The sequence below is a fragment of the Acidimicrobiales bacterium genome, assembly GCA_016716005.1.
GTDB lineage: Bacteria > Actinomycetota > Acidimicrobiia > Acidimicrobiales > JADJXE01 > JADJXE01.
In genome coordinates, this window is sequence record JADJXE010000001.1 from 1,041,333 (window position 1) to 1,053,898 (window position 12,566).

4 protein-coding genes and 1 pseudogene are annotated in these 12,566 nt (G+C 73.8%); 2 read left to right on the forward strand and 3 right to left on the reverse strand.

Annotated elements, in window-relative coordinates:
* Nucleotides 1-50: 50 nt before the first annotated feature.
* From IPM45_05070 to ffh, 3 genes are read right to left on the reverse strand one after another with little or no spacing between them, the layout of a single operon-like run.
* The gene (locus IPM45_05070) at nt 51-356 is read right to left on the reverse strand and encodes a KH domain-containing protein (protein MBK9178934.1); all 306 of its coding nucleotides are present in this window, start codon (nt 354-356) and stop codon (nt 51-53) included.
* The gene (gene rpsP / locus IPM45_05075) at nt 353-619 is read right to left on the reverse strand and encodes a 30S ribosomal protein S16 (protein MBK9178935.1); all 267 of its coding nucleotides are present in this window, start codon (nt 617-619) and stop codon (nt 353-355) included. The genes IPM45_05070 and rpsP overlap by 4 nt, the downstream gene beginning before the upstream one ends.
* A gap of 38 nt (nt 620-657) precedes the next feature.
* On the reverse strand, nt 658-2,004 hold the full coding sequence (gene ffh / locus IPM45_05080; GenBank protein MBK9178936.1) for a signal recognition particle protein: 1,347 nt from the start codon (nt 2,002-2,004) through the stop codon (nt 658-660).
* Between the two features lie 266 nt (nt 2,005-2,270).
* On the opposite strand from ffh, the gene IPM45_05085 reads away from it, so the two are divergent.
* Both IPM45_05085 and IPM45_05090 read left to right on the forward strand, forming a co-directional pair.
* Complete coding sequence (locus tag IPM45_05085; protein ID MBK9178937.1) at nt 2,271-3,932, forward strand: acyl-CoA dehydrogenase family protein; 1,662 nt, start codon at nt 2,271-2,273, stop codon at nt 3,930-3,932.
* A 58-nt stretch (nt 3,933-3,990) separates the two neighbouring features.
* A pseudogene (locus IPM45_05090) lies at nt 3,991-12,545 on the forward strand (SDR family NAD(P)-dependent oxidoreductase).
* Nucleotides 12,546-12,566: the final 21 nt, after the last annotated feature.

Genomic DNA, 12,566 nt, shown 5'->3' on the forward strand with positions numbered 1-12,566 from the left:
CGACCCGGCCGACCTCGAGCAGCCGGTCGGGGCGGGCACCGGCGGGAGGCTCAGTCGACGAAGTCGACGTCGGCCTCCACGCCGTCGCAGGTGGCGGCCGCCCGGACCACCGTGCGGATGGCGGACGCGGTGCGGCCCCGCTTGCCGATGACCCGGCCCATGTCGTCCGGTGCCACGTGCACCAGCAGGGCCACACCCCGCCTGCGCTCCTCCACGTCGACCTCGACGGCGTCGGGATCGTCGACGATGGAGCACACCAGGTGGTCGAGCACCGCCCGGGCGGTGGCGGCCGCGATGCGGTTGGGATCGTCGTCGTCGAGCTCGTCGCCGGCGCCGGGGGTGGGCTCGTCGGTCATCGGGTGGCGCCCGTGAAGTCGGACCAGGCGCCCGAGATCTCGAGGAGCTTGCGGACGGTGTCGGTGGGCTGCGCGCCCTTGCGGAGCCAGGCCACGGCCTTGTCGTTGTCGATGCTCACCAACGACGGCTCCGAGCGGGGGTTGTACGTGCCCACGATCTCGATGAACCGGCCGTCGCGGGGCGAGCGGCTGTCGGCCGCCACCACCCGGTAGGTCGGCTGCTTGGTCTTGCCCATCCGCATCAGGCGGAGCTTGACGGCCACTGGGGTGTGTCCTCCTCGGGTTGGTGCAGGCCTCGGGCCTACCGCAGGGTCGGCAGCTCGAGCGGCAGCGAGGGCCGCCGCTTGCCCTTGGCCTTCTTGGTGCCGAGGCCTCCGAACCGCTTCATCATCTTCTGGACGTCCTTGAACTGCTTGAGGAGCTGGTTGACCTCGGCGGTGCTGGTGCCGCTGCCCGTGGCGATGCGCAACCGGCGCGAGCCGTTGACGAGCTCGGGCTTGCGGCGCTCCTCCGGGGTCATGGAGCGGATGATGGCCTCGATGCGGCGGATCTCCCCGTCGTCGATCTCGGCCTTCCGGAGCTCCTTGGGCAGACCCGGCATCATACCGAGCAGGTTGGAGATGGGCCCCATCTTCTTCACCTGCTGCATCTGCTCGAGGAAGTCCTCCAGCGTGAAGTCGCCCTCGAGGAGCTTGGCCGCCGCCTGCTCGGCCTCATCGCGGTCGTAGGCCTCCTCGGCCTTCTCGATCAGGGTGAGCACGTCGCCCATGCCGAGGATCCGGCTCGCCATCCGGTCGGGGTGGAACTGCTCGAAGTCGGCGACCTTCTCGCCCGTCGAGGCGAAGGCGATGGGCTTGCCCGTCACTTCCTTGACGGAGAGCGCGGCCCCGCCCCGGGCGTCACCGTCGAGCTTGGAGAGGATCACCCCGTCGATGGCGAGGACCTCGTTGAAGGCCTCGGCCACCGTGACCGCGTCCTGGCCGGTCATGGCGTCGACGACGAGGAACGTGAAGTGGGGCGACAGCCGCTGGGACACCCGGCGGACCTGCTCCATCATCTCGGTGTCGATCGCCAGGCGGCCGGCGGTGTCGACGATGACCACGTCGCGGCCGAGCCGGCGGGCCTCGTCGAGGCCGGCGCCGGCGGTGGCGACCGGGTCGCCCGGCTGCGAGAACACCGGCACGTCGATCTGGCGCCCGAGCGTGCGCAGCTGCTCCACGGCCGCCGGACGCTGCAGGTCGGCCCCGACCAGCAGCGGGTTGCGGCCCTGCTGCTTGAACCAGCGGGCCAGCTTGGCCGAGTTGGTGGTCTTGCCGGAGCCCTGGAGGCCGGCCATCAGGACCACCGTGGGCGGGCGGGGTGCGTACGTGATGCGAAGGGTGTCGCCGCCGAGCGTGGCGACCAGCTCCTCGTTGACGATCTTGATGACCTGCTGGGCCGGGCTGAGGCTCTTGCCGAGCTCGGCACCGACGCAACGCTCGCGGATCCGCGCCACCAGGTCCTTGACGACGCGGAAGTTGACGTCGGCCTCGAGGAGGGCGAGCCGGATCTCGCGGAGGGTCTCGTCGACCTCGGCCTCGCCGAGGCGGCCCTTGCCGCGGAGTCGCTTGAAGATGCCGTCGAAACGGTCGGACAGTGCGTCGAACATGCGGTCGCCCAGGTTACCCGCCGGCCGGCCGGCGGCCCCACCGGCCGGCCACGACGTCCCGCTCCGCCGGCCCGGCCGGCACGCCGCGCGACCCTCCGGGTGGCGAAGGTCCCCGCCGGCACCGTCGAAGGGCCCTCGCGCAATGCCGCGAGCGGTGGCTAGCGTGGCGGCGGGCACCACGGGCGGGCAGCGCTGCCGGCTCTCCGGGCCTCCGGGGGGACGCGGCCGCCTCCTGGGTCGGGATTCGATGACGCGGGGAGACAGAGATGGCGCCGGGGTTGGACCGAGAGACCCTCGAGATGACGCTCGACGCCATCAGGCAGTTCGCCGAGCGTCACCTCTCCGACGCCCGCATCCTCGAGCTCGACCACCTGGACGAGTGCCCGCTGGACGTCGTCCGGGGCATGTGCAGCGAGGACCTGGGCATCCAGCTGCTGTTCATCGCCGAGGAGTACGGCGGCATGGGTGGCGGCACCATCGACGTGTACCGGGTGTGCGAGGCCATGGCCCGTATCGACCTGGGCGTCGCCACCAGCGTGCTGGCCACGTTCCTCGGCAGCGACCCCATCCTGGTGGGTGCCACACCGGAGCAGAAGACCCTCTGGCTGGGCCGCATCGCCAACGAGGGCCTGCTGTTCGCCTACGGCGCCACCGAGCCGGAGGCCGGCAGCGACCTGGCAGCGCTGAAGACGACGGCCACGCCCGTCGAGAAGGACGGCGAGGTCGTCGCCTACGAGCTCAACGGGCGCAAGCAGTGGATCAGCAACGGGGGCATCGCCGACGCCTGCACGATCCTGGCCAACGCGCCGGGCGGCCCCACCTGGTTCATCGTCGACCGCGACACGCCCGGCTTCAGCTCGGCCAAGCCCGAGGACAAGCACGGCATCCGGCTCTCCAACACCGCGGCGCTGTACCTCGACGGCGTGATGGTGGAACCCGACCGCCTCGTGGGCGGGGTGGAGGGCCAGGGCCTGTGGCAGGCCCAGCTGGTGTTCGGCTACACGCGCCTGATGGTCGCCGCGTTCGGCCTCGGCGGGGGGTGGGCCGCCCTCGACCGGGCCATCGCCTACTCCACCGAGCGCATCCAGGCCGGTGGGCCCCTGTCGGAGAAGCAGGGCTACGTCCACAAGCTGATCGTCCCCCACGCCGCCGCCCTCGAGGCCTCCCGGGCCGTGATCGAGGAGACGGCCGAGCGCATCGACGCCGGCGAGGGCAGCCTCAACACCGAGGGCGCCATCGCCAAGTACTTGGCCACCGAAGCCGGCTGCGCCGCGGCCGAGGCCTCGATCCAGGCCCTCGGTGGCTACGGCTACACCCGCGAGTACCTGGTGGAGAAGATCAAGCGCGACGTGCGCATCACCACGATCTACGAGGGCACCTCGGAGATCATGGAGATGACGATCAGCCGCGACCGGTGGCAGCAGCACCTGAAGACCCGCGGACAGCACTACCACGACGCCGCCCGCCAGCTCGAGGCGCTGCACGCGCAGCTCCCGCACGTGGGCGCCGACGCCGCCGCCCTGGCGAACCACTCGCTGGCCGAGGTGCTCGAGTGGTGCCGGGTGGGCAAGCTCACCCGCAACCAGCACATCCTGTTCCGGCTGGGCGAGCTCATCTCCCAGGCCGAGGGCGCGGCCGCGGCCGCCCGGCGGGCCGCTCGCGCCGCCCAGGGCACCCTGCCCGAGAAGGGCGACCGCCGCCTCGACGCCGGCGGCATCGCCACCGCCTCCCGGGTGTTCGGGCGAGGAGCGGCGCTGAAGGTGGCCGAGGAGGGGCTGCGCTGGGTGCGGGGCGCCGGGGGCGCGGCCGACGACCGCCTGGGCGCGCTGGAGGCGGCCCTGCGGCTGCCCGAGGTGCACCGGGTGCAGGGCGGCCTGATCGACGACATGGACCACCTGGCCGACCTGCTCTACGGCCGGGCCGGCTGAAGGACCGACGAGCGACGACGACGCCCGCCTCCGGCGGGTGCGGGAGGTGGCACCAGCGATGGAAGACACGGCGCACCGGGCGGTGGCGATCGTGGGCGTGTCGGCGATCATGCCCGACGCCCCCGACGCGGCCACCTTCTGGCGCAACGTGCGCGAGGGCCGGTACAGCATCAGCGACGTCACGCCCGACCGATGGGACCCGGCGCTCTACTACGACCCCGACCCCTCGGCGCCCGACAAGACGTACTCGAAGGTCGGTGGCTGGGTCCGCGACTTCGAGTGGGACCCGATGGGCTGGCGCATGCCGATCCCGCCCAAGGTCGCCCAGCAGATGGATGTCGGCCAGCAGTGGGCGCTCAGCTGCGCCCGCGCCGCCCTGGTCGACAACGGGTGGCCCGAACGAGCCATCGACGGCGACCGCACCGCGGTCATCATCGGCAACGCCCTGGCCGGCGAGAAGCACTACCTGACGGCCCTGCGGATCTCCTTCCCCGAGTTCGCCCGGGAGCTCACGGCGTCACCCAGCTTCGCAGCGCTGCCCGGCGGCGTGCGCGAGGCCATCGTGTCCGAGGCCCGCACGGGCATCCACGAGCTGATCGGCGAGATCACCGAGGACACCATGCCCGGCGAGCTGGGCAACATCATCGCCGGCCGGGTCGCCAACGTCTTCAACCTCCACGGGCCCAACTTCGTCACCGACGCGGCCTGCGCCTCGGCCTTCGCGGCCATCACCGCGTCCGTCGAGGGCCTGATCGAGAACGAGTTCGACCTGGCCATCAGCGGCGGCATCGATCGCAACATGAACCCGGCGGCGTTCGTGAAGTTCAGCAAGATCGGCGCGCTGTCGGCCACGGGCACGCGCCCCTACGGCGACGGCGCCGACGGCTTCGTGATGGGCGAGGGCGGCAGCCTGTTCCTCCTCAAGCGGCTGGCCGACGCCGAGCGCGACGGCGACCGCATCTACGCCGTCATCCGCGGCATCGGCGGCGCGTCCGACGGCAAGGGCAAGGGCATCACCGCCCCGAACCCCGTCGGGCAGGTGCTGGCCGTCGAGCGGGCCTGGGCCGAGGCCGGGCTCGACCCGTCGACGGCGACCTACGTCGAGGGCCACGGCACGTCCACCCGCGTCGGTGACGTGGTCGAGGTCGAGAGCCTGACCGCCGGCTTCGGTGGGTCGCTGCGACCGGGCTCCGTCGGGCTCGGGTCGGTGAAGTCGAACATCGGCCACCTCAAGGGGGCCGCCGGGGCAGCCGGCCTGTTCAAGACGGCGATGGCCCTGCACGAGAAGGTGCTACCGCCGTCGCTCAACGCCACCGTCCCCAACCCGAACATCGACTTCTCGCGCTCCCCGTTCCGAGTCGTCCACGAGCTGGAGGCGTGGACGACGCCGAACGGCGTCCCCCGCCGGGCCGGCGTCAGCGCGTTCGGCTTCGGCGGCACCAACTTCCACGTGGTCCTCGAGGAGCACGTGCCCGGCATGCTGAAGGCCGAGGGCGCCCGCCGCACCTTCGCCGTGGGCGGGCTGCCGTCTGCCGAGGAGGTCGGCGCCGCAGCTGCCGCGGCACCGGCCAAGGCTCCCCTCCGCGGGGCGCTGGTGGTCGGAGCCGCCGACGACGCCGAGCTCACCGAGCGCCTGCGCGCCGTGACCGCCGACGCCGTGGCCGGCCGCGCTCCGGCGCCTGCCGCCCCCGCGCTGGCCGACCTCCGCGCACCGGTGCGCGTGGCCATCGACTACCTGGACGCCGCCGAGCTGGCCGACAAGGCGGGGCGCGCCGTGCAGGCCCTCGAGAGCGGCGTGCCGGCGGCGTGGCGCGCCCTGCGGGGCAGGGGCGTGTTCCTCGGTCGCGGCCCCGCGCCCAAGGTGGCCTTCCTCTACACCGGCCAGGGATCCCAGTACGTCAACATGCTCCGCGAGCTGCGCGAGCTCGAGCCGCTCGTGGCCGACGCCTTCGAACGGGCCGACCGGGTGATGACCCCGCTGCTCGGCCGGCCGCTCACCGACTTCATCTTCACCGACAGCGCCGATCCCGACGAGCTGGCCCGGCGTGAGCAGCAGCTCCTGCAGACCGAGATCACCCAGCCCGCGGTGCTCAGCACCGACCTGGCGCTCACCAACCTGCTGGCGGCCTACGGGGTCGAGGCCGACATGGTGATGGGGCACAGCCTGGGCGAGTACGGAGCCCTCGTGGCCGCCGGCGCCCTGGGCTTCGACGAGGCCCTCGAGGCCGTGTCGGCGCGCGGCCACGAGATGGCCAGCCTGAGCGTCGAGGACAACGGGGCGATGGCCGCCGTCATGGCCCCACTCCCCGAGATCGAGCGCATCGTCGCCGAGAGCGACGGCTACGTGGTCGTGGCCAACGTGAACAGCTCGTCGCAGGCGGTGATCGGCGGCGCCACGGTGGCCGTCGAGGGTGCGGTCGCGCGCCTGCAGGAAGCCGGCTTCACCGCCATCCGCATCCCGGTGAGCCACGCGTTCCACACGTCGATCGTGGCGCCGGCAAGCGAACCGCTGCGCGCCACCCTCAGCCGCCTGGGGGTGCGGCCGCCGGAGCGGCCGATCATCACCAACGTCACCGGCCGCTTCTATCCCACCGGGCCGGGGGTCGAGGGCGAGATGCTCGACCTCCTCGCCCGCCAGGTGGCGTCCCCGGTGCAGTTCGTGCAGGGCCTCGAGAGCCTGTACGCCGCCGGCGCACGCCTCTTCGTCGAGGTCGGGCCCAAGCGTGCGCTCCACGGGTTCGTCGAGGACGTGCTCGGCGCGGAGCACGACGACGTGCTGGCGCTCTTCACCAACCACCCGAAGCAGGGAGACGTCGTTGCCTTCAACCAGGCGCTCTGCGGGCTCTACTCGGCCGGTCTCGGCCGGGCCCGCGACGAGGCCCCGATGACCACGCCCCCCGTCACCGCCCCGGCGGTCGCGCCCCGCGCGGCCGCGCCCCCGGCGGCCGCGGCTCCGCCGGCCGCCGCGCCGGCCGCCGGCGCACCGCTCGGCACCGACACGTACGTGGAGCTCGGCCGCCTCTTCGCCGACTTCCTCGACCAGGGCCGCCGCATCTACGAGGGCCGGTCCTCGGCCCCCGGACCGGCCGGCATCGCCGAGGAGCCCGTGGTCATCACGGGAGCGGCGCTGGGCCTGCCGGGCGTCGAGCGCGTGTTCGACGACGACAACCTGCGCCGGCTCCTCGACGGCGAGCAGCTCATCGACGTGATCCCGATGCACCTCCGCAAGGCGATCCTCGACAAGCACATCAACCGTCTGGTCAAGCGCGAGGACGCCGACCCCGAGTTCGTGACGATCGACGACCCCTCCGAGGTCATCAAGCTGGCCGCCCGCGCCGGCCACCTCGACGTGGTGGCCGACTTCGGCATCGACGCCGACCGCGACCAGGCCCTCGACGTGGTGACCAGGCTGGCCGTCGGAGCCGGTTTCGACGCCCTCCGGGACGCCGGCATCCCCCTGGTGCAGCACTACCGCGAGACCACCATCGGCACGCAGCTGCCCGACCGCTGGCTGCTGCCCGACGAGCTGCGCGACAACACCGGGATCATCTTCGGCTCGGCCTTCCCCGGCAACGACAACTTCGCCGCCGAGATCGACCGCTACCACCGCCACCGCGCCCGGGTCGAACAGCTCGACGTGCTGCGGGCCCTGCGCGGCCGCGTCGACGACGCCAACCCGCTGACGCCCGAGATCGACCGGCGCATCCACGAGCTGGAGGGCCTGCTCGCGGCCGAGCCCTACACCTTCGACCGGCGCTTCCTGTTCCGGGTGCTCTCGATGGGCCACTCGCAGTTCGCCGAGATCATCGGAGCCCGCGGGCCCAACACCCAGGTGAACGCCGCGTGCGCGTCGACCACGCAGGCGGTGGCCATCGCCGAGGACTGGATCCGGACCGGCCGCTGCCGCCGCGTGCTCGTGATCGCGGGCGACGACGTCACGGCCGAGCACCTCATGGAGTGGGTGGGCGCCGGGTTCCTCGCCACGGGGGCCGCCGCCACCGACGAGGTGGTCGAGGAGGCCGCCCTCCCGTTCGACAACCGCCGCCACGGGATGATCATCGGGATGGGCGCCGCCGGCCTGGTCGTGGAGGCGGCCTCGGCCGCCCGCGAGCGGGGGATCAGCCCGATCTGCGAGGTGCTCTCCACCGTCACGGCCAACAGCGCCTTCCACGGCACCAGGCTCGACGTGACCCACATCAGCCAGGTCATGGAGGACGTCGTCGCGGCGGCAGAGCGCCGCGGCCACCTCGACCGTCACGCCATCGCGCCTCACACCGTCTTCGTCTCCCACGAGACGTACACGCCGGCGCGCGGGGGCAGCGCGTCGGCCGAGATCCACGCCCTGCGGCACGTGTTCGGCGCCGATGCCGACCAGATCGTGATCGCCAACACCAAGGGGCTCACCGGCCACCCGATGGGGGTGGGCATCGAGGACGTGGTGGCGGTGAAGAGCCTCGAGACCGGGATCGTGCCCCCCATCCCCAACTTCCGCGACGTCGACCCGGAGCTCGGCCCCCTGAACCTCTCCAAGGGCGGCGCCTACCCGATCGAGTACGCGCTCCGCCTGGCGGCCGGCTTCGGCTCGCAGATCAGCATGCTGCTCCTGCGCCGGGTGCCCGCCCCCGGAGGCGCTCGCCGGGCGCCCCACGAGCTGGGCTACGCGTACCGGGTGAGCGACCCGGTGGCCTGGCAGGCCTGGCTCGATCGGATCAGCGGCCACGCCGGCGCGCGCTTGGAGGTCGACCACCGCCGCCTCCGCGTCGTCGACGCCGGCCCGCCATCGGCCGTGCCGGCCGCCGCCCGCGCCGTTCCCGCCCCGCCCGCCGCGCCGGTCGCCGCCGTGGTCCCGGCTGCCCTGCTCTCACCCGCACCCGCACCCGCACCCGCACCCGCACCGGCACCGGCACCGGCCGAGGCGCCCGCGCCGGCGGGCACCGGCGACCCCGTCCTCGACACCATCCTCGAGCTGGTGTCGGCCACCACCGGCTACCCGCCCGACATGCTCGACCCCGACCTCGACCTCGAAGCCGACCTCGGCGTCGACACCGTCAAGCAGGCCGAGCTGTTCGCCACCATCCGCGAGCACTACGCCATCCCCCGCGACGACACCCTCAAGCTGCGCGACTACCCCACCCTCAACCACGTCGCCGGCTTCGTGCGCGACCGCGCCCCCGACCTCCCCGCCGCCCCCACCGCAGCAGCGGCCCCCGAGGCACCGGCCACCCCGGCCGCGGCCCCCACGGCCCCGGCAGGTGGCACCGGCGGCGACCCCGTCCTCGACACCATCCTCGCCCTGGTCGCCGACAAGACCGGCTACCCGCCCGACATGCTCGACCCCGACCTCGACCTCGAAGCCGACCTCGGCGTCGACACCGTCAAGCAGGCCGAGCTGTTCGCCACCATCCGCGAGCACTACGCCATCCCCCGCGACGACACCCTCAAGCTGCGCGACTACCCCACCCTCAACCACGTCGCCGGCTTCGTGCGCGACCGCGCCCCCGACCTCCCCGCCGCCCCCACCGCAGCAGCGGCCCCCGAGGCACCGGCCACCCCGGCCGCGGCCCCCACGGCCCCGGCAGGTGGCACCGGCGGCGACCCCGTCCTCGACAGCACTACGCCATCCCCCGCGACGACACCCTCAAGCTGCGCGACTACCCCACCCTCAACCACGTCGCCGGCTTCGTGCGCGACCGCGCCCCCGACCCCCCCGCCGCCCCCACCGCAGCAGCGGCCCCCGAGGCACCGGCCACCCCGGCCGCGGCCCCCACGGCCCCGGCAGGTGGCACCGGCGGCGACCCCGTCCTCGACACCATCCTCGCCCTGGTCGCGGACAAGACCGGCTACCCGCCCGACATGCTCGACCCCGACCTCGACCTCGAAGCCGACCTCGGCGTCGACACCGTCAAGCAGGCCGAGCTGTTCGCCACCATCCGCGAGCACTACGCCATCCCCCGCGACGACACCCTCAAGCTGCGCGACTACCCCACCCTCAACCACGTCGCCGGCTTCGTGCGCGACCGCGCCCCCGACCTCCCCGCCGCCCCCACCGCAGCAGCGGCCCCCGAGGCACCGGCCACCCCGGCCGCGCACGGCCGGCCGCTGCTGGTCGGGTCGCTGGAGGCCGCCGACGCCATGCCCCGGCGGGTGCCCGTGCCGGCCCTGCGCCCGGCCCTCGAGTGGTGTGCCCCGACCGGCGTCACCCTCGCCGAGGGCACGCGCATCGTCGTGATGCCCGACGCCGGAGGCGTGGCCAAGGCCCTCGTGAAGCAGCTCGAGGGGCGGGGCGTCACCACCCTGGTCGTTGCGGGCGCTCCAGCCGCCGACGAGCTCACCGCCACCCTCGACGGCTGGCTCGCCGAGGGCCCGGTGCACGGCGTGTACTGGCTGCCAGCGCTCGACCAGGCGGGCCCGGTCGACGCCCTCGACGACGCGGCGTGGACCGAGGCCCTGCGGCTGCGGGTGAAGCTGCTGTACGCCACCATGCGCCACCTGGTCCGCGCCGACGCCTCCCCGTTCCTGGTCTCGGCCACACGCCTGGGCGGGATGCACGGCTACGACGACGCCGGCGCGGTCGATCCGCTGGGCGGCGCCGTCGTCGGGTTCACGAAGGCATACGCCCGCGAGCAGAGCGAAGCCCTGGCGAAGGCCGTCGACCTCGAGCCCAGCCGCAAGACGGCCCGGCTGGCCGAGCTGCTGATCGCCGAGACCCTCACCGACCCCGGCGCCGTCGAGGTCGGTCACCGCGACGGCCGGCGGTGGACGGTGTCGCTCGTGGAGCTCCCCGCCGACGACGGTCGGCCGGGCCTGGTGCTCGGGCCCGACTCGGTGGTGGTCGTCACCGGCGCCGCCGGCAGCATCACCTCGGCCATCACCGCCGACCTCGCCGCCCACTCCGGCGGCACGTTCCACCTGCTCGACCTCACGCCCGAACCCGACCCGGCCGACCCCGACCTGGCTCTGTTCGCCACCGACAAGGAGGCCCTGAAGCGGGAGATCTTCGCCCGCCTGAAGGAGGCCGGTGAGCGCGCCACCCCGGCGGCCGTCGAGCGAGAGCTGGCCCGGTTCGAGCGCCTCGACGCCGCCCTGGCCGCAATCGAGGCGGTTCGAGCGGCGGGCGGCACCGCGCGCTACCACAGCGTCAACCTGATCGACGCCGAGGCGGTGGCCTCCGTGGTCTCGTCGGTGCGCGCCGAGCACGGCCGCATCGACGTGATCGTCCACGCGGCCGGCCTCGAGATCTCGCGCTTCCTGCAGGACAAGGAACCCCGCGAGTACGACCTCGTCTTCGACGTGAAGGCGAACGGCTGGCACAACCTGCTGCGGGCCGCGGCCGACCTGCCGGTCGGCGCCGTCGTCGCCTTCAGCTCGATCGCCGGCCGCTTCGGCAACGGCGGCCAGACCGACTACAGCGCGGCCAACGACCTGCTGTGCAAGCTCGTGTCCAACCTGCGCACCACCCGGCCCGACACCAGGGGCATCGCCATCGACTGGACCGCCTGGGGTGGCATCGGCATGGCCACCCGCGGCTCGATCCCGAAGATGATGGAGCTGGCGGGCATCGACATGCTCCCGCCCGACGCCGGCATCGCCACGGTGCGGCGCGAGCTCACGGCGGGCGGGACCCGCGGCGAGGTGGTGGTGGCCGGACGGCTCGGGATCCTCCTCCAGGACCGGGCGCCGGCGGGCGGGCTCGACCCGTCGGCCGTCGACCTGGCCGGCGCCGGGCCCATGGCGCAGCGGCTCACGTCCTGGAGCCCGATCGGCGGCGTCACGGTCGAAGCCGACCTCGACCCGGCCCGCCAGCCGTTCCTCGCCGACCACCGGATCGACGGCACCCCGGTGCTGCCGGGGGTGATGGGGGTCGAGGCCTTCGCCGAAGCTGCCCGCCTGGCCGCACCCGGCTGGCACGTCGTGGGGGTCGACGACGTCGACTTCCTCGCGCCGTTCAAGCTCTTCCGCGACGAGCCTCGCACCGTGACGGTGCGCGCCGTCGTGCGGCCGGAGGGTGACGGCCTGGTGGCCGAGTGCCGCCTCGAGGGCAGCCGCCTGCTCGCCGGCCAGGACGCCCCCCAGGTGACCACCCACTTCACCGGGCGGGTGCGACTGGCCGCCGAGGCGCCGACCCCGGCCCCCGGCGCCGCACCGGGCCGGGCCGAGGCGGCCACCGCCGGGCCGGAGGCGATCTACGCGGTCTACTTCCACGGCCCCGCCTACCAGGTGCTGGGCGAGGTCTGGCGGGCCGGCGACGGGCCCGTGGGCCGCCAGGCCGCGGCGCTGCCGCCCAACCACGAGCCCGACGCACCGCTCACCACCGCGCCCCGCCAGCTCGAGCTGTGCTTCCAGACCGCGGGCATGTGGGAGCTCGGCCGGAGCGGTCGGATGGCCCTCCCGACCCATCTCGACCGGGTGGAGGTGCTCGGCCCGCCCCCCGACGGACGCGACCTGTTCGCCGTCGTGACGCCGCACGAGGCCGAGGGTGGCTCCACCTTCGACGCCGATGTCGTGGACGGCGAGGGCACCGTGTTCCTGCGGATGCGCGGCTACCGCACGGTCGAGCTGCCGGCCGGCCCGGCGGGCGAGCTGCTCGAGCCCCTCGCGGCAGCGATGGGCTGACGGACCGGCACCGGAGGCACC

What these genes read in the sequence shown, in the direction of transcription:
- ffh (MBK9178936.1), bottom strand. Translation starts at nt 2,004, where the DNA reads ATGTTCGACGCACTGTCCGACCGTTTCGACGGCATCTTCAAGCGACTC.
- IPM45_05070 (MBK9178934.1), bottom strand. Translation starts at nt 356, where the DNA reads ATGACCGACGAGCCCACCCCCGGCGCCGGCGACGAGCTCGACGACGAC.
- IPM45_05085 (MBK9178937.1), top strand. Translation starts at nt 2,271, where the DNA reads ATGGCGCCGGGGTTGGACCGAGAGACCCTCGAGATGACGCTCGACGCC.